The sequence below is a fragment of the Pseudarthrobacter sp. W1I19 genome (genome assembly GCF_030817835.1).
In the GTDB taxonomy this organism is placed as follows: Bacteria; Actinomycetota; Actinomycetes; order Actinomycetales; family Micrococcaceae; genus Arthrobacter.
Genome location: NZ_JAUSZR010000001.1, coordinates 4,091,219 through 4,111,115, shown reverse-complemented (window position 1 = coordinate 4,111,115; position 19,897 = coordinate 4,091,219). Strand labels below are relative to the sequence as shown.

At 65.0% G+C, this 19,897-nt stretch carries 19 protein-coding genes; 12 read left to right on the top strand and 7 right to left on the bottom strand.

What is annotated here, in order from left to right:
* Positions 1-41 precede the first annotated feature (41 nt).
* From QF038_RS19005 to QF038_RS18985, 5 genes are all read right to left on the bottom strand, one after another.
* Positions 42-1,394 carry an MFS transporter gene (locus QF038_RS19005; protein ID WP_307612247.1) on the bottom strand — a complete coding sequence of 451 codons (1,353 nt, stop codon included), beginning with the start codon at positions 1,392-1,394 and terminating at the stop codon, positions 42-44.
* A 129-nt stretch (positions 1,395-1,523) separates the two neighbouring features.
* Entirely contained in the window at positions 1,524-2,852 is a 1,329-nt protein-coding gene (locus QF038_RS19000; RefSeq protein ID WP_307612245.1) for an enolase C-terminal domain-like protein, read from the bottom strand.
* The gene (locus QF038_RS18995) at positions 2,849-4,453 is read right to left on the bottom strand and encodes an aldehyde dehydrogenase (NADP(+)) (protein WP_307612243.1); all 1,605 of its coding nucleotides are present in this window, start codon (positions 4,451-4,453) and stop codon (positions 2,849-2,851) included. Before QF038_RS18995 ends, QF038_RS19000 begins: the two co-directional genes overlap by 4 nt.
* 30 nt (positions 4,454-4,483) lie before the next feature.
* The gene (gene kdgD / locus QF038_RS18990; RefSeq protein ID WP_307612241.1) at positions 4,484-5,398 is read right to left on the bottom strand and encodes a 5-dehydro-4-deoxyglucarate dehydratase; all 915 of its coding nucleotides are present in this window, start codon (positions 5,396-5,398) and stop codon (positions 4,484-4,486) included.
* A 139-nt stretch (positions 5,399-5,537) separates the two neighbouring features.
* On the bottom strand, positions 5,538-6,422 hold the full coding sequence (locus QF038_RS18985) for a LysR family transcriptional regulator (protein WP_307612240.1): 885 nt from the start codon (positions 6,420-6,422) through the stop codon (positions 5,538-5,540).
* 143 nt (positions 6,423-6,565) lie between these two features.
* Between QF038_RS18985 and QF038_RS18980 the strand changes: the two genes are divergently transcribed.
* Genes QF038_RS18980 through QF038_RS18960 form a run of 5 tightly spaced genes read left to right on the top strand, consistent with a single transcriptional unit; the run spans position 6,566 to position 10,415 of the window.
* Positions 6,566-7,570, top strand: a complete 1,005-nt coding sequence (locus QF038_RS18980) for a tripartite tricarboxylate transporter substrate binding protein (RefSeq protein WP_307612237.1) — start codon at positions 6,566-6,568, stop codon at positions 7,568-7,570.
* Between the two features lie 5 nt (positions 7,571-7,575).
* Positions 7,576-8,157: a tripartite tricarboxylate transporter TctB family protein gene (locus QF038_RS18975; RefSeq protein ID WP_307612235.1), complete on the top strand. Its 582-nt coding sequence runs from the start codon at positions 7,576-7,578 to the stop codon at positions 8,155-8,157.
* Positions 8,158-8,167: 10 nt separating this feature from the next.
* Positions 8,168-9,715 (top strand): tripartite tricarboxylate transporter permease, encoded by a 1,548-nt coding sequence (locus QF038_RS18970; protein WP_307612233.1) that lies wholly within the window; start codon positions 8,168-8,170, stop codon positions 9,713-9,715.
* Positions 9,712-10,116, top strand: coding sequence for a universal stress protein (locus QF038_RS18965; RefSeq protein WP_307612231.1), 405 nt, complete (start codon positions 9,712-9,714; stop codon positions 10,114-10,116). The genes QF038_RS18970 and QF038_RS18965 overlap by 4 nt, the downstream gene beginning before the upstream one ends.
* 20 nt (positions 10,117-10,136) lie before the next feature.
* On the top strand, positions 10,137-10,415 hold the full coding sequence (locus QF038_RS18960; RefSeq protein ID WP_307612229.1) for a hypothetical protein: 279 nt from the start codon (positions 10,137-10,139) through the stop codon (positions 10,413-10,415).
* 105 nt (positions 10,416-10,520) lie between these two features.
* On the opposite strand, the gene QF038_RS18955 is transcribed toward QF038_RS18960, so the two are convergent.
* Positions 10,521-11,042, bottom strand: a complete 522-nt coding sequence (locus QF038_RS18955; protein WP_307612227.1) for an NUDIX domain-containing protein — start codon at positions 11,040-11,042, stop codon at positions 10,521-10,523.
* A gap of 117 nt (positions 11,043-11,159) precedes the next feature.
* Between QF038_RS18955 and QF038_RS18950 the strand changes: the two genes are divergently transcribed.
* A complete protein-coding gene (locus QF038_RS18950) occupies positions 11,160-11,435 on the top strand; it encodes a hypothetical protein (protein ID WP_307612225.1) in 276 nt (91 codons plus the stop codon).
* Positions 11,436-11,476: 41 nt separating this feature from the next.
* Here the strand turns inward: QF038_RS18950 and radA are convergent, their stop codons facing one another.
* Complete coding sequence (gene radA / locus QF038_RS18945; protein WP_307612223.1) at positions 11,477-12,850, bottom strand: DNA repair protein RadA; 1,374 nt, start codon at positions 12,848-12,850, stop codon at positions 11,477-11,479.
* A 271-nt stretch (positions 12,851-13,121) separates the two neighbouring features.
* Between radA and QF038_RS18940 the strand changes: the two genes are divergently transcribed.
* From QF038_RS18940 to QF038_RS18915, 6 genes are read left to right on the top strand one after another with little or no spacing between them, the layout of a single operon-like run.
* Positions 13,122-14,378, top strand: coding sequence for an extracellular solute-binding protein (locus QF038_RS18940; RefSeq protein ID WP_373461662.1), 1,257 nt, complete (start codon positions 13,122-13,124; stop codon positions 14,376-14,378).
* Positions 14,379-14,435: 57 nt separating this feature from the next.
* On the top strand, positions 14,436-15,440 hold the full coding sequence (locus QF038_RS18935) for a carbohydrate ABC transporter permease (RefSeq protein WP_307612219.1): 1,005 nt from the start codon (positions 14,436-14,438) through the stop codon (positions 15,438-15,440).
* On the top strand, positions 15,437-16,357 hold the full coding sequence (locus QF038_RS18930; protein WP_307612217.1) for a carbohydrate ABC transporter permease: 921 nt from the start codon (positions 15,437-15,439) through the stop codon (positions 16,355-16,357). The genes QF038_RS18935 and QF038_RS18930 overlap by 4 nt, the downstream gene beginning before the upstream one ends.
* Positions 16,357-17,799 (top strand): GH1 family beta-glucosidase, encoded by a 1,443-nt coding sequence (locus tag QF038_RS18925; protein ID WP_307612215.1) that lies wholly within the window; start codon positions 16,357-16,359, stop codon positions 17,797-17,799. Before QF038_RS18930 ends, QF038_RS18925 begins: the two co-directional genes overlap by 1 nt.
* A 46-nt stretch (positions 17,800-17,845) precedes the next feature.
* Entirely contained in the window at positions 17,846-18,862 is a 1,017-nt protein-coding gene (locus tag QF038_RS18920) for a LacI family DNA-binding transcriptional regulator (protein ID WP_307612213.1), read from the top strand.
* On the top strand, positions 18,862-19,896 hold the full coding sequence (locus QF038_RS18915) for a Gfo/Idh/MocA family protein (protein WP_307612211.1): 1,035 nt from the start codon (positions 18,862-18,864) through the stop codon (positions 19,894-19,896). The genes QF038_RS18920 and QF038_RS18915 overlap by 1 nt, the downstream gene beginning before the upstream one ends.
* Position 19,897 lies beyond the last annotated feature (1 nt).

Genomic DNA, 19,897 nt, shown 5'->3' with positions numbered 1-19,897 from the left:
CCTCCCGGCACCGTTCCGGCGATTGAGGCGCAATCGCTCACCTACGCCCGGCTAGGGACCGCCGACTTCACGCTGCGGTCCCCGGCCTCGGCGGCCGGCTCCGTTTCGCTGCGGCGTTCCTTCAGGAAATACACCAGGCCGGCGGCGATAGTGGACGCGGCGGCCAGGGCGAACAGGCCGGGGATAACGCTTCCGGTCTGCTCCTTGATGATGCCGAACCCGAACGGCGCCGCGAAACCGCCCAGGTTACCCAGCGAGTTGATGATGGCGATGGCCGGAGCCAGTACCAGCGGATGCAGCCCGGACTGCGGGATGGTCCAGAACAGCGGCGAAGCGCTCTTGAAGCCCATGGCGGCGACGGCCAGGAACACCAGCGCCATCACAGGGGAGGCGACGGCGGCTGCGAACGTGCCGATAGCGGCGACCAGGAGTGCGGCCACCAGCAGGGGGCGCTTGGACTTGGCCTTGTCCTGCCACTTGGCGGCGAAGTACATGGCGAACACCGCGCAGATCCACGGAATCGAAGACAGGAAGCCGACAGTGAGGTCTGTGGTGCCGGGGATCTGCTTGATAATGCTGGGGAGCCAGAACGTGTTGGCGTAGATGGAAAGCTGCACCGAGAAGTAGATGCCACAGAGCAGCAGGATCTGCGGGTTCAGGAGCATCTTCCAGCGGTTGATCTTTCCGCCGCCGGCAGTGGTGTGCTGGGCGTCCTCAGCGGCGATGGCGTGGGACAGGGCGTCCTTTTCGGTGGCGGTGAGCCACTTGGCATCGCTGATTTTGGCGTCCAGGAGGAAGAACACCGTGATGCCCACAACTACTGACAGGGCGCCTTCGAAGCCGAACAGCCACTGCCAGCCGCGCAGGCCCAGCGCGCCGTGCAGGCTGAGCAGCATCCCGGCGATGGGTCCGGAAATGGCCGCGGCGATGGATGAACCGGCGATGAAGATCGCGGTTGCCTTTCCGCGCTGCCCGGCCGGCACCCAGCGGGCGAAGTAGAAGATGACGGCGGGGAAGAACCCGGCTTCAGCAGCGCCGAGCAGGAAGCGCAGGACGTAGAACATGGTTTCGTTCTGCACGAACGCCATCAGGAAGGAAACGATGCCCCAGCTGACCATGATTCGTGCCAGCCAGACCTTGGCGCCGTACTTCTCCATCATCACGTTGCTGGGAAGTTCAAAAATGGCGTAGGCGATAAAGAACAGCCCGGCACCAAAACCATAGGCGGCGGCGCCGATGCCAACGTCAGCCTGGAGGTGGTCCTGCGCGTAGCCGATGTTTGACCGGTTCAGCTGGTTGCACACCAGCATGACCAGCATGATGGGCAGCACGCGCTTGAAGAACTTTTTCGTGGCCGAGGCCACGTCCGCGACAGCATTGTCCACAGACATCATTGAATGTTTCCTTTGGGGGTTGGGTAACGCAGGCCGGCTGCGGGGCACTGGAAAGCAGTGGGGCCCGTCACAGCGGACCCCACTACTTTACCGGACAGCTTCTATCGAACGGCAGCTTTCGGGCAGCCTCTAACGAACGAGGCAGGGCCGCTTGGGGTCGAACGACCAGCCGTCGATGTAGTACTGCATGCCGATGCTGTCGTCGCGGGCGTCGAGGCCGTGCTCCAGGTACAGCTGGTGTGCCTTGTCCAGGGCTTCGCGGTCCAGGTCGATGCCCAGGCCTGGAGCGTCGGGAACCTCGATCGCACCGCCCTTGATCTGCAGCGGTTCCTTGGTGAGACCCTGGCCGTCCTGCCAGATCCAGTGCGTGTCCAGCGCGGTGATCTCGCCGGGGGCTGCTGCGCCGGTGTGGGTGAACATGGCCAGCGAGATGTCGAAGTGGTTGTTCGAGTGCGAACCCCAGGTGAGGCCGAACTCGTGGCACATCTGGGCCACCCGGACCGAGCCGTGCATGGTCCAAAAGTGGGGATCGGCCAGTGGAATGTCGACGGCGTTGCTGCGGATGGCGTGCGACATCTCGCGCCAGTCTGTGGCGATCATGTTGGTGGCCGTCTTCAGCCCGGTGGCCCGGCGGAATTCAGCCATCACCTCGCGGCCGGAGAACCGGCCCTCGGCACCGCATGGGTCCTCGGCGTAGGCAACGACGCCCTTCATCCGCTTGCCCAGCCGGATGGCTTCATCCAGGAGCCAGCCGCCGTTGGGGTCCAGGGTCACCCGGGCTTCAGGGAAACGCTTGGCCAGGGCGGTCACAACGTCCACTTCATCATCCCCGGACAGCACGCCGCCCTTGAGCTTGAAGTCGCTGAAGCCATAGCGCTCCTGTGCCGCTTCTGCCAGCGCGACGACGGCGTCCGGAGTCATTGCCTCCTGGCGGCGGAGCTTCTCCCAGCGGTCAGCCGGGGCATCCTCCACGAGGTAGGGCAGGTCCGTGCGGGCGTGGTCGCCGACGAAGAACAGGTAGCCCAGCATCGGCACAGAGGTTCGCTGCTGCCCGTCGCCGAGCAGCTCACCCACGGGAACACCGAGGAACTGGCCGTGGAGGTCCAGCAGAGCTGATTCCACCGCCGTTACCGCGTGGACCGTGGTGCGCAGGTCGAAAGTCTGCAGGCCGCGGCCGCCGGCGTCGCGGTCGGCGAACTCGGACGCAACCTCGCGCAGCAGCGAGCGGTAGCGGGCCACCGGCTTGCCGTTGATCAGGGCGCCGGCTTCCTCGATGGTGGTCCGGATCTTCTCACCGCCGGGAACCTCACCGAGGCCGGTGCGGCCGTCGGAGTCGGTAATGATCACTACGTTGCGGGTGAAGAAGGGGCCGTGCGCACCGCTGAGGTTCATCAGCATGCTGTCGTGGCCCGCCACCGGCACTACTTCAACGGCGGCAATGATGGGCTGGTTGCTCATGCTCCCACCTCGGCCTTCTGCGCAGCGGCGACTGTTTCGCCGTCGATCCGCCGGTTCAGGTGCCAGGGGTTGGTGTCCTGGAGGGCTTCCGGGAGGAGTTCCTGGGGGAGGTTTTGGTAGGCGACGGGGCGGAGGAAGCGGTTGATGGCGAGGGTGCCGACGGAGGTGGTGCGGGAGTCGGAGGTGGCGGGGAAGGGGCCGCCGTGGACCATGGCGTGGCCTACTTCGACGCCGGTGGGCCAGCCGTTGACGATGATGCGGCCGACTTTCTGTTCGAGGACGGGCAGGAGGCGTGCCGCCGTCGGGTAGTCCTCTTCGGTGAGTTGCAGGGAGGCGGTGAGCTGGCCTTCGATGCGGCGGGTGGCCTGGAGGAGGTCCTCTACCGAGCTGTAGCGGATCACGAGGGATGCGGCGCCGAAGATTTCCTCGTGCAGCACTGGGTTGGTGGTGAATTCGGTGACGCCGGTGCCGAAGATTGCCGGGGCTGGTGCGTTTTCGGTGGGGCCGGGGGAGCCCTGGCCGATGAGCTGGACACCTTCAGCGCCGCCGAGGTTTTGGGTGCCCTTGTTCCAGGAGTTGGCGATGCCTCCAGTCAGCATGGTCTGCCCGGCGCAGGCGGAGACGGCGCGGCCGACGGCGGCGGCGAGTTTGTCTCCTGCCTCGCCTGCGGGGGCGAAGAGCAGGCCGGGGGAGGTGCAGAGCTGGCCGGAGCTGCCTGTGACGGCGGCGACGTACTGCCGGGCCAGGGCGTCAACGTCACCTTTGAGCGCGCCTTCGAAGACGAAGACCGGGTTCAGGGACGACATTTCGGCGTAGACCGGGATGGGTTCGGGGCGGTTGGCGGCGGTGCGCATCAGGGCGGTGCCTGCGGCCTGGGAGCCGGTGAAGCCGACGGCCTTGATGTTGGGGTCGGCCACGAGGGCCTGGCCGATGCTGGCGCCGGGTCCGTAGACCAGGGAGAACACGCCGGGGTGCAGGCCGTTGTCCTTGACGGCCTTCACGAGTGCCTGTCCGACGAGTTCGCTGGTGCCGGGATGGGCGTTGTGTGCTTTGAAGACGACGGGGCAGCCGGCGGCGAGGGCCGAGGCGGTGTCGCCGCCCGCCGTCGAGAAGGCCAGCGGGAAGTTGCTGGCGCCGAACACGGCGACGGGGCCGAGCGGCATCTGGCGCTGGCGGATGTCGGCGCGGGGCAGGGGAGTGCGGTCCGGGATGGCGGGGTCGATGCGGACGCCGCGGAAGTCGCCCTGCCGGACGACGGCGGCGAAGAGGCGCAGCTGGCCGGTGGTGCGGGCACGCTCGCCCTGGAGCCGGGCTGCGGGCAGCCCGGTTTCCTGGCTGGCGCGGATGATGAGTTCCTCGCCGATGGCTTCGATGTTGTCCGCGATGGCTTCGAGGAAGCCGGCGTGGGTCTCGGGGTCCAGGGTGGAGAAGGAGGGGAAGGCTTCGGCTGCGGCTGCGGTGGCTGCCGTGAGCTGGTCCTCGGTGAGCAGCGTGTAAGTGGGTTCCAGGGCCTGGTTGGTGGCCGGGTTCAGGCCGAAGGTGGTCTTGCCTTCGCCGGCGACAGGTTGCCCGGCAATAAGTGAATGTCCAGTGAGGGTCATGTGCTTTTTCTCCTGTGTCTGCGGTGACGGCTAGGAAACGGTGGCGATCAGGGCTTTCAGGTCCGCAAGGTCCTGCTCTGCGAGATTCTGCAGCGGTGGGCGCACAGGACCTGCGGAACGGCCGATGGCGTCCAGCCCACCCTTGACGATGGACACCGAGTAGCCTTTCACGCGGTCACGGATGTCCAGGTAGGGAATCACGAACTCGTTGAGCTTCTTATTAACGGCCACGCGGTCGTTGTTGCGGACGTCCTGGTAGAAGTCCAGGGCGAACTGAGGAACGAAGTTGTACATGGCGCTGGAGTAGGTGCTCATGCCCAGCTGCAGCAGCGGCAGGGCGAAGGTTTCGGCGGTGGGCAGTCCGCCGAGGTAGAAGAGCCGGTCGCCGAGCTTGGCGTAGACACGGGCATCGTGCTCGAGGTCGCCAACACCGTCCTTGAAGCCGATCAGGTTTTCGTGGCGGTCGGCCAGTGTGGCAACGGTGGTGTCCTTGTAGATGGCGTTGGCCCGGTTGTAGATGATGACGCCCAGGGACGTTGCGCTGCAGATGGCGCTCACGTGGTCCACCAGTCCGGCCTGGTCAGCCTCGGTGAGGTACGGGGGGAGGAGCAGGATTCCGTCGGCGCCGGCTGCCTCAGCTGCCTTGGCGTTTTCGATGGCCTGGGCGGTGGATCCACCGGCAGAGGCGAGGACCGGAACCTGGCTGCCAACTTCGTCGACGGCGGTCCGGACTACGCGCTCGGACTCAGCAGGAGTCAACGAAAAGCCTTCGCCGGTGCCGCCGGCCGCGAACAGGCCCGCCACCGGGAAGCTGGCCTGCCACGCCAGGTGCTTGCGGTAGTTCTCCTCATCGAACTGCAGCTCGGCGTCGAACGAGGTGACGGGGAAGGACAGCAGGCCTTCCTTGAGAGTGTCCGCAAGTTCCTGGGGTGAGTACTTTGCCACGATGTGGTCCTTTGATGTGTGCGCCGCGGGCGGCAGGCTGATGGTTCCTTTCCAGACTAGGAGCGCGGCTGATGCCTGTCTAAGTGCAATTTTATATGTTTTGATACCTTCCGGGCATGACAGTTGCAAATGCCTGGAGTTACTCCATTGCGAACTCCAGGTCCCGCAGGAGACGCGCCAGCGCCGGGTTGGTGATCCTGCGGTTCCAGATGGCGTGCAGTTCCACCTGTTCGCCGTCGCCCACTGCCAGCGGCAGGAACTCCACTCCCTTGATCCCCAGCAGGGTGGCCGAGTGCGGCACGAAAGCCAGGCCCCGGTTGGCCGATACCAGCGACACCATGGTCAGGATCTGGCTGACGGTGTGCACCACGTTGGTGTGGCGGATGGGCAGCATTCGCACCACGAGGTCGTAGAAATACCGAGCCTGGGTGGGCGAGTGCATGATCAGCGGTTCATCCTCGAAGTCCTCAGGGAGGATATCCCGGCCCAGCAGGGTCAGGGGGTGGCCGCTGGGAGCGGCAAGTACCAGGGACTCCCGGTACAACAGGTGGGAATCGAAGGTTTCCTTATCAAAAGGCGGCCGGGCCAGGCCAAGGTCCAGCTCGCCGGTCAACAGGCCGTTGAGCTGATCGCCGGTCACCAGTTCCTGCAGGTCGATGTCCACGTCCGGGATGATGCCGGCGAGTTCCTCCAGCAGCGGCCCCAGAATGCTGAAGCCGCTGGCCGCGGTAAAGCCAACGCGAAGGACGCCGGAGCGTCCGGACGCAATCCGCCGCGCTGTCATCGGCGCACGTTCTGCCAGTGCCATCAGGCGGCGTGCCTCGTCCAGGAAGGTCTGGCCGGCGGATGTCAGCTGGACTTTCCGGTTGTCCCGCTCCAGGAGTTCTGCGCCGATAATTTTCTCCAGTTTCTGGATCTGCCGGCTCAGCGGCGGCTGGGTCATGTTCAGCCGTTCGGCTGCCCGGCCGAAGTGCAGCTCCTCAGCAACGGCGATGAATCCGGCCAGCTGGTCGAAAGTAAACATGATGCCTTCCGGGTATCAGGTGATGCTGTTTTGGGCTTAGACAAGCATCATAACCGCTCCCTACACTCGACAAAGCGAGAACGGGGTGACCCGCTTCACAGATGATCCGGGCCCCCAACCCCCCGTGCAAACTAGGAGTTCCAATGAAGCACTTCCCCACACGCCGCACGATTCTCGGAGCGGCCTCCGCCGTCACGCTGTTGGCGCTGACGGCATGCGGCAACGTCGCCGGCGGCAGCACGGCAGATTCAGGCAAGTACCCCACCGGTCCCGTTAATCTTTCGGTGGGGCAGGCTGCCGGCGGCAGTACAGACCTGATTGCCCGCGCCCTCGCTGAAGGCGCGTCCAAGACCCTCGGCCAGCCGATGCCCGTCGTCAACAAGCCCGGGGCGAACGGTGCCCTGGCTACCAAGGAAGTGGCAGGCAAGCCCGCCGACGGCCAGGAACTGGTCCTGCTCAACGCATCACTGATCACCATTACCCCGCTGGCGGTCAGCGCCGATGAATCCGTGAACATTGACGACCTGGACATCATTACCGGCCTGTCGCAGGACGACTATGTGCTCGTGGCCAGCGCCGAGTCAGGATTCAAGACCTTCCAGGATGTCACCGCAGCAGGACGCAACGTCACATTCGGCACCACCGGCGTCGGCACGGGCAGCCAACTGGCCCAGACCGTGCTTTTCAAGCAGGCTGACGTCAAAGGCACCGATATCCCCTTCGACAGCGGCAAGCCCGCACTGACCGCGGTCCTCGGGAACCAGGTGGAACTCGCCACCATCCAGCTCGGTGAAGCCATGCCGCAGATCCAGGCCGGAAAGGTGAGCCCGCTTCTGGTCTTCTCGGAAGAGCGCACCAGCTTCCTGCCCGATACGCCGACGGCAAAGGAAGCCGGCTACGACGTTCCGGTTGCCCAGTATCGCGCAGTGGCGGCCCCGAAGGGTACCCCGCAGGAGGTCAAGGACAAGCTGCTGGCCGCGTTCCATGAGTCGTTCAAGTCTGACGCCTACAAGGAGTTCAACAAGAAGAACTCGCTGACCCCGAAGGAAATCTCCGGCGAGGAAGTTGTTACGGATTGGAAGGGTTACGCAGCGAAGTACAAGGAACTGGTGGAGAAGTACGACATCAGCCTGAGCGGAAATAAGTGATCCATGTGAAAGAAACACCCGCAGGATCCGCCGGAGGCAGCAGTGCTGCTGCCTCCGGCGGGGGCGCTCCCCATGCCTTTCCCGTTGAAGTCCTGGATGACCTGACGCCCGAGCAGCTGGCAGCACAATGGGAGGAAGAAAAGCCCCCCGCAGCCGGCGCCCTCGCGAACGCTGCATCATCGCTGGTGGTTCTTGGTGTCGGCGTCGCTGCAGCCGTCCTCTCCGTGGCTATGGGGCTTGGCACTCCGGACAAGCCACAGCCCGGCCTGTGGCCGTTCATCATCAGCTGCGTTATGACAGCCCTCGGTCTGTTCCAGCTGATTGCCGGGCGGCACAACCGGGATGCCGAGAAGTTCACGCGCATGTCCGCTGCACCGCTGACCGGCCTGGTGACGCTCGCCGCCATGGTGGCGCTGATGCCGCTGATCGGTTTTGAGTTGCCGGCCCTGGTGCTGTGCATCATCTGGATGCGCTTCCTTGGCGGCGAAACCTGGCGTTCAACCCTCGTAGTGAGTGCGAGCGTCGTTATTGCCTTCTACGGCATCTTCGTACTCGCGCTCCACACCTCCATACCCCACCTCTTCTAGGAGACCTCCCGTGGATTTTCTAAATCCCGTTATCAACGGATTCGCGGTTGTCCTGGAGCCGACCAACCTCCTTTACTGCCTGATCGGCGTTGTGATCGGCATGCTGATCGGCGTGCTGCCCGGACTGGGGCCCGCGGCAACCATCGCCATCCTGCTTCCGCTGACCTACAACGTAGAACCCGTCACCGCCATCATCATGCTGGCCGGCATCTTTTACGGGGCGCAGTACGGCGGGACCATTACCTCCGTCCTGCTGAGGCTTCCCGGCGAAGCGTCCTCCGTGGTTACCGTGTTCGACGGGTATCAGATGGCGAAGCAGGGCAGGGCCGGTACTGCACTGGGCCTGGCCTCCATCGGCTCCTTCGTCGGCGGCACCGCGGCCATTATCGGCCTGACGTTCCTGGCACCCATTGTGGCGAGCTTCGCCCTGGACTTCGGGCCGCCGGAATACACCGCGCTGGCCATGCTGGGCATCCTCCTCGTGGCAACCATCAGCAGCGGTTCAAAGGCCAAGGCCCTGATTGCCGCGGCGCTCGGACTGCTCCTGGCCACGGTTGGCCGGGACATATTTACCGGCGAAAGCCGCTTTACGTTCGGCAGCCTGCAACTCGCCGACGGCATCGACTTCGTGCCGATCGCCATGGGCATATTCGGCCTCGGCGAAATCCTCTATAACCTTGAGGAACGGCACAGGGCCGCCAAGGCGCCGTCGAAAGTCACGAACGTGTGGCCGTCCCGCAAGGACCTCAAGCAGGCGTCCGGTGCCATCGGCCGCGGTTCCGTGCTGGGCTTCTTCCTGGGAATCCTCCCCGGTGGCGGCGCAACGATTGCCTCCATGGCGTCCTACGCGATGGAAAAGAAGCGGGCCAAGCAGCCCGAGCGGTTCGGCAAAGGGGCCCCGGAGGGCGTCGCCGGACCGGAAACCGCAAACAACGCTGCGGCCACATCGTCCTTCATCCCGCTCCTGACCCTCGGCATACCGGCGAACGCCACCATGGCGCTGATGTTCGGCGCGCTGCTGATCCAGGGCGTCACGCCCGGCCCGCAGCTGGTGGAGCAGAACCCGGACCTGTTCTGGGGCGTGGTGAACTCCATGTACATCGGCAACATCCTGCTGCTGATCATGAGCCTGCCGCTCGTGGGAATCTTCGTGAAGATCCTCCGCGTACGGGCCGCCATCCTGGCTCCCGTCACCGCCCTCATTACCCTCCTGGGTGCCTACACCATCAACAACAGCATGTTCGATGTGACGCTTGTGGTGGTCTTCGGCATCATCGGCTACCTCATGAAGAAGTTCGGCTTCGAACCGGGCCCGCTGGTGCTGGCCTTCGTCCTCGGCGAACTCCTGGAGAGCTCCATGCGCCGCTCGCTGCTGGTCTTCGGCGGTGATCCGACAGGATTCCTCGGACGTCCCATCTCAGCCACGCTGCTGGTGGTCTTTGTCCTGGTGGCCGTGCTGCCGGGCATTCGCAGCCTGCTCGCCAAGCGCAAAGCAACGACGGCGTCCGCCGGCTCCGCCAACAACGGAACCACCCACAACGTGAAGGAAAAGGTATGAGCATCATCGTCGGTTTTGTGCCCACCCCGGCCGGGGAGGCGGCGCTCGCCGCGGGCATCGCGGAAGCGAAGCTCCGTCAGCAGGACCTGTTCATCGTGAACTCCGCCCGGCAGGGCGCACTGGTGGATAAGTCAGTGGCCACCGAGGACGTACTTGCCCAAGCCGCCCGGAGGGCTGCTAAAGACGGAGTGACGGCAACCGTCATCCAGCCGCCATACCAGCACGACCTGGCCGACGAGTTCCTGGAGGTTGCCAAGGAGGTCGATGCTTCGCTCATTGTTATCGGGCTGCGGCACCGCACCCAGGTGGGCAAGTTCATCCTGGGCAGCCACGCCCAGCAGATCCTGATGCAGGCGGACCGTCCCGTCCTGGCCGTCAAGGCCGACGGCGGGCACTTCTGAGTCAGGTGACGGAAGGCGCCATGTACAAACATAATGCCGACCGCCCCGGCCCGGTGCCTGCAGCTGTGCCGGTCCATGACTGGTCCAGGCTGTGCAGGAGTGACCATGTGGAGGTGCGCTCGGCGGGTGGGGAAACCATGTCGGGTGCCATCGACATGATCGCCGCCGACAGCAGCGTCTTCTGGATGATCCGGGACGATGGAGCCGGCAGGACCATGCTGTGCTGCGGCGACGACGTGACCGTGGTCAAGATTGCATCAGCCAACCCCATGGCGGGGCTAATCCGTGCGTCAGCCTGAAGGACGCAACATCTGGCGCGGCACCAGCAGGCAAGGCCGGGGGATCCCACAGGATTCCCGGTCTTCCGCCGTCTGGGGGACAGGAGGCGGACTCCGGTGCCACGTTCACGACCGGGCGTGAACACGTACGGCGAGGGCGTCCAGGACCTGGACCTGGCCTTTCACCAGCTTGAGCCTTGCCTCCGGCTCCGCGAACCAGCGGGCGTCGTCGATTTCGGGAAAGTGCTGGATCCGGCCTGAACCCTTGGGCCATTCCATTGGGAAGGTATTGCTCTGGATGCGTTCCGGCTGGAAGTCCTGCTCGGCCGCGTACACGGTGATGATTTTGCCGGAGGGCTGGCGGAATTCGCCGAGGTGTTCGTAGTCAGCAGCGGGTGCGGGAGTTCCCATTTCCTCGGCGAACTCCCGAAGGGCGGCCGCCAGCGGATCCTCGTCCTCCGTGTACTCGCCTTTGGGAATGGACCAGGCGTGCGCGTCCTTGCGGATCCAGAACGGGCCGCCCATGTGGGCAATCCACACCTGCAGCTCGTCGGAAACACCGGGTGTGCTGCCTGGCTCTTGACCGGCGTCAGGCCCGGGCGTTGTGCCCAGCCTGTACAGGAGGATTCCTGCGCTTCGGACCGGCATGTGTCCTCCATTCCAGCAGCATTTGAAAAGAAGCGAATTCGTCGTCCAGCGTTAACCGGCAGTTCACGGCCCTGCTTTAGGTTATTCCTTCAGGCACTTTCCTCGAAGGGACCGGTCATGGCCAATATTGCTGAGGTTTTGGGACGGCTTACGCCGGAAGAACTTGATGAGCTTCGCAGCCTTGGTCCGCAGGGCCACCTCCCGCGCCATCTGGTTGATGCACTGGACCGCGCGGCCGGGGGTCCTGGTTCCGGCCGCGGCTATTACGTGCCCAACGGAAATGTCAGTGCCACCGGCGGTCCGTTGCTGGTGCTGCGCAGCGACGTTTCCGGCTGGCTCCTTAACTCCCACCGGGACGACCCCGACGCATTGCCGCAGCACGGCCAGCACTGAACACGCCAGACGGGGCCAACGGGCCTGCCAATCGGCAGGCGCTAGCCGATCAACAGGCTCAGGGCCTCCGTCAGGTGTTCCACTTCCCGGACCGAAAAACCCGCAGGGACGGGGCCAGGGCCGGCATGGCTTGCCGGGACGACGGCATGGGTAAACCCGAGGCGGTGGGCCTCCTGGATCCGCTGGTTGATGCCCGGAACCGGGCGGACTTCGCCGGCCAGCCCGACTTCGCCGAAGGCAATCAAACGGATCGGGAGGGGTTTGCGGGCCTTGGCCGACGCGACGGCAAGGGCGACCGCAAGATCCGTGGCGGGCTCGCTGAGCTTCACCCCGCCCACCGTGGCCACATAGGAGTCGTCCTTGTGCAGCAGTGTCCCCGCGCGCTGCTGCAGCACGGCCAGGAGCATGGAGACCCGGGAACTGTCCAGCCCGCTGGTGGCCCGGCGCGGCTGTGAGTTGGGGCTCTCGGCCAGCAGCGACTGCACCTCCGCCAGCAGCGGACGCCGGCCCTCCATAGTCACGGTGATGCAGGTGCCCGAGACCGGTTCCTTGGTGCGGCTGACAAACAGCCCGCTGGGATCGGCGAGGCCTTCGATGCCGTTCTCGTTCAGGTCGAAGCAGCCCACATCGTCGGTAGGCCCGTAGCGGTTCTTAACGGCGCGGAGCAGCCGCAGGCGCGAATGCCGTTCGCCCTCGAACTGGCACACCACATCCACCAGGTGCTCCAGCAGCCGGGGCCCGGCGATGGAACCGTCCTTGGTCACGTGGCCCACCAGCAAGGTGGTCATGTTCCGCCGTTTTGCCGCCGCGATGATGGACGCCGCTACCTCCCGCACCTGCGAGACGCCGCCCGCGCTGCCGTCAACGTCGGCGCTGCTGAGGGTCTGGACCGAGTCCACGATCAGGAGCCGCGGCTCGATCTTTTCCACCTGCCCCAGGGCCTGGCCCAAGTCCGTTTCGGCGGACAGGTACAGGGATTCCGCGACGGCGTCGATCCGCTCCGCGCGCAGCTTCACCTGCGCGGCGGACTCCTCACCGGTCACATACAGCACGTCCTGGGCGGTGCGTGCGAATTTCGCAGCGACGTCCAGGAGCAGCGTGGACTTTCCGACGCCGGGTTCGCCTGCCAGCAGGATGACCGCGCCCGGTACCAGGCCGCCGCCCAGCACACGGTCCAGTTCATCGACGCCTGTGGGCAGGAAAGCAGCCGTGGTGGCGTCCACCTCGGCAATCCGGCGGGCCGGCTCGAGGACTGTTGCGGCCGCCGTCGTACGCGCGACCGCGGCGCCCGTTTCCTCAACGGTGCCCCACGCCTGGCACTCACCGCAGCGCCCCACCCACTTGACGGTGGTCCAGCCGCACTCGGCGCACTTGTAGGCGGGCGCCTTGGACGCCCGGGAAGTCTTTGTTGCCATGCGTTCAACCCTAATGGCGGCCACGGACAATCCCATCCACATGCTTACCTCGCCCGGCCGCGCTGGCTGCCTGCGGGCGTGGGCCCAGCCGACTCGCGAAAAAGGGATGGCGAGAGAGCGCTCTCTTGACAGTGATCTGCGCCACCTCTACAGTTGAGGAACTTGCCAGAGAGCGCTCTCTCAGCGCCGGTAGTTCCCCCACAAAGGAGTGACCTTGAAATTCGCACGACATACCGCGGCCGCAATTGCGGGCGCAGCGGCACTGGCCCTCATGGCCACCGGCTGCAGCAGCAGCAAAGAACAGGCAGCAAGCGCAGACAACCCCGTGGAACTCACGGTCACCACCTTCGGAACCTTCGGTTACGACGATCTCTACGGTGAATACGAGCAGGCCAACCCCGGAATCAAGATCAAGGCCACGAACATCGACCGCGGAGCCAACGCCCGCACCGACGCGTTCACGAAACTTGCTGCCGGCTCAGGCCTCAGCGACGTGGTGGCCATCGAGGAAGGCTGGCTCGGATCCATCATGGAAGTCTCGGACCAGTTCGTGGACCTGAACGAGCACGGGGCAGCGGACATCAAGGACAACTGGGTCGACTGGAAGTTCAAGCAGGGCACCGATCCGGACGGCCGCGTCATCGGATACGGGACAGACATCGGACCGCAGGGCCTCTGCTACAACGGCAAACTGTTTGAGGCTGCCGGCCTGCCGAAGGACCGCGAATCGGTAGCGAAGCTGTTCGGCGGCGAGGACGCCACCTGGGAGACCTATTTCAAGCTCGGCGAGCAGTACAAAGCGGCCACCGGCAAGGCCTGGTATGACCAGTCCGGCTTCGTCTGGAACTCCATGGTCAACCAGATGGAGGAGGGGTACTACACCAAGGACGGAAAGCTGAACATTGACGGCAACGCGGAGATGAAAGCCAAATTCGAGTTGCTGGCGGCCGGAACGGCGGCCGGTCTGTCCGCCAACCAGACCCAGTTTGACTGGGGCACCGGCAAGGCGTTCACTGACGGCTCCTTCGCCACCTTCGTCTGCCCCGGCTGGATGCTGGGCACTATCAAGGGCCAGCTTGAATCAGCAGGCGGCGGCGCGGACAGTGGCTGGGACTTCGCCGATGTCTTCCCGGGCGGGGCCTCCAACTGGGGCGGCGCTTTCCTCTCCGTGCCCAAGACCTCCAAACACCCGGCAGAAGCTGCCAAGCTCGCCGCCTGGCTGACCGCGCCTGAGCAGCAGGTCAAGCAGTCGGCCGCTGCCAATAACTTCCCCAGCACCCTCAAGGCACAGGAGAAGCTCGTAGCGGACGCCACCCCCAACGTGCTGTTCAACAACGCCCCCACCGGCGTTATCCTCGCCAACCGCGCTAAGGGAGTGGTGGCCCAGTTCAAGGGGCCCGACGATTCCGTCATCCAGGAGAACGTGTTTGGCCCGGCCCTGAAAATGCTCGACGGCGGCTCGGCCAATGCTGACAAGGCCTGGTCCGAAGCGCTGACCCTCCTCAACGACCTGGTCGTAAACAACTAGCACCACCCGCTGCGGGGCCTTCCGGAAGGGAGGCCCCCCGATGGAGGGCAAGAGCCCATGACAACCACCCTGAACCGCGCCGCCAAACCCGCGGCCATCAAACCAAAACCCACCTGGAAGCAGCGGCTGAACGTCTTCGACGTCAAAGCATCGCCCTACCTGTACGTCGCCCCGTTCTTTATCCTCTTCGCCCTCGTGGGGCTCTTTCCGCTGGTCTACACCTTCGTGGTGAGCCTCTTCGACTGGCACCTGCTCAAGGGCCAGGGGGACTTCATTGGGCTGCAAAACTTCGTGGAAGTCCTGCAGGACCGCTTCTTCTGGAACTCCCTGTTCAACACGGTGAGCATCTTCCTGCTCTCCGCCATCCCGCAGCTCGCCATCGCGCTCTTCCTGGCCGCGATGCTTGACCAGAACCTCCGGGCCAGGACCTTCTGGCGGATGAGCGTCCTCCTGCCCTACATCGTGACGCCGGTGGCAGTGGCCATGATCTTCACCAACATGTTCGGTGAACAGTACGGCCTGATCAACAACGTCCTGGGCAATTTCGGCCTGGACCCCGTGATGTGGAAAAGCGAAACCCTGCCCAGCCACATCGCCATCGCCACCATGGTGAACTGGCGCTGGACCGGCTACAACGCGCTGATCCTGCTTGCCGCCATGCAGGCCGTTCCCCGCGACCTCTACGAGTCCGCCGCCCTGGACGGGGCCGGAGCGGTACGCCGGTTCTTCAGCATCACCCTGCCCAGCATCCGGCCCACCATGGTGTTTGTGGTCATTACGTCCACCATCGGGGGGCTGCAGATCTTCACCGAGCCGCGCCTGTTCGATCCCGCCACCGCCGGCGGATCCCAGCGGCAATTCCAGACCACCGTGCTGTACCTCTGGGAAATGGCCTTCCAACGCCAGAACTTCGGCAAGGCATCCACCATCGCCTGGCTCCTTTTTCTGATCATCGTGCTGTTCGGTCTGGTCAACTACCTCATCTCCCGGCGGATCGCCACCGCAGACGCCGCCAAACCCTCCCGGGCTGCCCGGCGACGCGCCGAAAGGACCACGCGATGAGCACCATCGAAGAGGCAGCCCCCGCACCCACTGAATCCCGCACTTCCGGAATACCTGCGCCGCGCCCCTCCACCCGACCGGGCAAGCGCTTCCTCGGTTCCGGAGAAAGGCCCGGGTTCCTGACCTACGGCCTGCTCCTGGCGTTCCTGCTGTCCTCGGCCTACCCGCTGTGGTGGTCCGCCGTGATCGGCAGCCGGTCCAATGAGGCCCTGAGTGAGACCTGGCCGCCATTGCTCCCAGGCGGAAACTTCTGGACCAACGTGGGCGAAGTCTTCGACACCATTCCCTTTTGGCTCGCCCTGGGCAACAGCGTGCTGATTTCCTGCATCATTACCGTTTCGGTGGTGGGCTTCTCCACCCTGGCCGGCTACGCCTTCGCAAAGCTCCGCTTCAAGGGCCGGAACGGGCTCATGCTGGTGGTGGTGGCCACCATGGCCATCCCCACGCAGCTGGGCATCATTCCGCTCTTTATGGTGATGCGCACCCTGGGCTGGACAGGCGAAATCGGCGCCGTGGTGGTGCCCACCCTGGTGACGGCGTTCGGCGTCTTCTTTATGCGGCAGTACCTGGTGGACGTCATCCCGGACGAATTGATCGAGTCCGCCAGGATGGACGGGGCCAGCATGATTTCCACCTTCCGGCACGTCGCCATCCCGGCCGCGCGGCCCGCCATGGCCATCCTCGGCCTTTTCACGTTTATGACGGCCTGGACCGATTTCCTCTGGCCCCTGCTGGTGCTCGACGCCGGCAACCCCACTTTGCAGACGGCGCTCAGCCAGCTGCAGTCTGCGCGCTACGTGGACTACTCCGTGGTCCTCGCCGGCGCGGTGCTGGCCACCCTCCCGCTGCTGGTGCTCTTTGTCCTGGCAGGAAAACAACTTATCTCAGGAATCATGCAAGGAGCAGTGAAGGGCTGATGCAGCACACAACGTACGAGCGGCAATGGCCCGAGGGATTCCTCTGGGGATCGGCGACGGCGGCCGCCCAGGTAGAGGGCGCCGGCCACCAAGGCGGCAAGGAAGATTCCATTTGGGACCACTTCGCCAGGATCCCCGGCGCCATTGCCAGTGGTGACACCCTCGAGCAGGCGGTGGACCACTATCACCGGATGCCGCAGGACGTCCGGCTGATGAGGGAACTGGGATTGGATTCCTACCGGTTCTCCACCAGCTGGGCGCGGGTCCGTCCAGGAGACAGGACCGCGAACCGCGAGGGGCTGGACTTCTACTCCCGGCTGGTGGATGAGCTGCTCGAAGCAGGCATCCTGCCCTGGCTCACCCTCTACCACTGGGACCTGCCGCAAGCACTTGAGGAGAAGGGCGGGTGGGCCAACCGGGACACCGCGTACCGGTTCGTTGAGTACGCAAACGACGTGTATTCGGCGCTGGGGGACCGGGTCCGCCACTGGACCACGTTCAATGAACCCTTCTGTTCATCACTGCTGGGCTACGGGGCGGGGGTCCACGCGCCCGGCCGCCAGGAGCCCGCGGCTGCCATCGCCGCCGTGCACCACCAGCACCTGGCCCACGGGCTGGCCGTCAAAGCGCTGCGAAGCCGTGGAGCTGAGCAGTTAGGCATCACCCTTAACCTGAGCAATTCCATCCCGCGGGACAGCCAGGACCCGGTGGACCTCGACGCCGCGCGGCGGTTCGACTCCCTGCAGAACCGGATTTTCCTGGACCCCATCCTGCGGGGAAGCTACCCGGAGGATTCGTTGCGGGACCTGGCACCCTTCGGCCTGCAGGATGTGATCCGTCCGGGCGATCTCGAAATCATCAGCGCGCCCCTGGACTTCCTGGGCGTGAACCACTACCACGATGACCTCATCAGCGGCCACGCCGACGCCGCCGGGAGTGACGGCCACTCCGGCGGAGCCGAACGTCCCAGCGCCTCACCCTGGATCGGCTCCGAGGACATCGCGTTCCCCAGCCGGGGGCTGCCGAGGACAGCAATGGGCTGGGAAGTGAACCCGGAGGGCCTGCGCAAGCTGCTGGTCCGGCTGGGCGAGGAGTATCCGTCCTTGCCGCCGCTGTACATCACCGAGAACGGCGCCGCCTACGAGGACACGGTGGACGCCGGCGGCGCAGTGCACGACGAGGAGCGGACCAGCTTCATCCTGGACCACGTGGCCGCCGTCGGCGAAGCCATAGACCAGGGTGCGGACATCCGCGGCTACTTCGTCTGGTCCCTGCTGGACAACTTCGAATGGTCGTGGGGGTATGGAAAACGTTTCGGGATTGTCCGGGTGGATTACGGCAGCTTCGAACGCACCATCAAGGACAGCGGGAAGGCCTACGCCGGATTGATCGCCGCGGCGAAGCGGAAGGTTCCGCGACCCGCCGTGTCCCTGCCCGCCTAAACTGAAATCCCCGGCCCAGTGCCAGCTAGATCACGGAGCGAAGATTGTGAAGCAAGACCCCAGCGCAAGCAGGCCGGCGCCCACCCTTGAAATGGTGGCAGCGCTGGCCGGCGTTTCCCGCGCCACCGTCTCGCGGGTGGTTAATGATGTGCCAAGCGTGGATGAGGACATCGCTGCCAAAGTACGGCAGGCCATTCTCGCCGTGAACTACACACCCAACCGGGCTGCCCGTACCCTGGCCAGCAGGAAGCCCAACTCCGTGACCCTTATCGTGCCGGAGTCCACGTCCAAGGTCTTCGCGGATCCGTTCTTTGCCTCAGTGGTGCAGGGTGTGGCCCTGTATTTGGCAGACACGGACTACACCCTGAACATGGTGATTGCTTCCGAGGCCAAGCCGGAAAAGACCCGGGCTTTCCTGCTTGGCGGCAGCGTGGCAGGGGCCCTGGTGGTGTCCCACCATGCCGGGGACACGTCCTGGACCCACCTGGGCGACTACATCCCCATGGTCTTCGCCGGCCGGCCCCTGCGCGAAAGCGGCAGCTACTACGTGGATGTTGACAACGAGGCCGCAGCCGCAGGGGCAACCCGGCTGCTGATCGAACGGGGACGGAGCAACATCGCCACCATCGCAGGCCCCCAGGACATGCCGCCGGGCATTGACCGCGTCAACGGCTGGCGAAAAGCCCTGGCGGAAGCCGGACTGGATGATTCCTTGGTGGAGTACGGGGACTTCACCCTCGCCTCCGGAGCCAAAGCGATGCGGCGCCTGCTGGGCAGCGGGCGGCCGGTGGACGGACTGTTCGTCGCCAATGACCAAATGGCCGCCGGTGCCTATACGGCCCTGCAGGAACGCGGACTCCGGATACCCCAGGACGTCGCCGTGGTGGGGTTCGACGACGATTCGTTCGCCGTTTCCGTGGACCCGCAGCTCACCACGGTGCATCACCCAATTATCGAAATGGGAAAGAAAATGGCGGAAATCCTGGTGAACCTGATTGAGGGGAAGGACCCGGACCGGGTGACACAGATTCCCACGTCACTCGTGGTCCGCGGGTCCGCCTGATGGGCACCGGGGAGGAAGGTTCCGACCACAATGGGCGCCCCCTGCGGTGGGGTGTTGTGGCCACCGGCAGGATCGCCCACCGCGTAACCCGCGACCTCGCCTGCCTTGAGGATGCCGCGCTGTATGCGGTGAGTTCGCGAAGCGCCGGTTCTGCCCGCGGCTTTGCTGAAGAGCACGGTTTCGAAGCCAGCTATTACGACAATTCCGCCGGGACGGGTTATGAGCAACTGTTCGCCGATCCCCTGGTGGACGTGGTGTACGTGGCCACGCCGCACGCCCAGCACTTCGAAGTTGCCCGTGCCGCCCTCGACGCCGGCAAACATGTCCTGTGCGAAAAGCCCCTCACCATCAACGCCCGCGAGGCCCGCGGACTGACCGCGCTGGCGGGGGAACGGGGACTTTTCCTGATGGAGGCGGTGTGGACCCGCTTCCTGCCGGCTACCCGCCGCGCGCTTGAGCTGGCCGGCAACGGGGCGATCGGCACCGTCCGCTGGGTCCAGGCGGACCTGGGCTTTCCGGCTGTGTACGATCCCGCCGACAGGCTGTGGGATCCGGCTGCCGGCGGCGGCGCCCTCCTGGATCTCGCGGTGTACCCGCTGACCTGGGCCGTGGCTGCCCTCGGTTACCCTACCCGGCTCACCGCTACGGGCCACCTGAACAAGGACGGTGTGGACGTGCAGAACACGCTCACGCTCGAATATCCGGAAGGCGCCGCAGCCCAGCTGACCTCCTCACTCTCGGCTGCCGGCCCCGGCATGGCAACACTCAGCGGGACCGCCGGCTGGATCAGGACTGGTTCCCCGCTGTACAGCCCGAAAAGCCTGGAAATCTGCGGCCTGGACGGCCGCATCCGGGTTGAGGAATTTCCTGAGGCGACCGAGGGCTTCATCCACGAACTGCGCGAAACTGCACGTTGCATCCGCGCCGGTCTCCGGGAGAGTCCGCTGATGCCCTGGGCCGAAACCGTGCAGATGATGCAGCTGCTGGACGAAGCACGGCAGCAACTGGGGCTGCACTACCCCAACGACGTTTAGT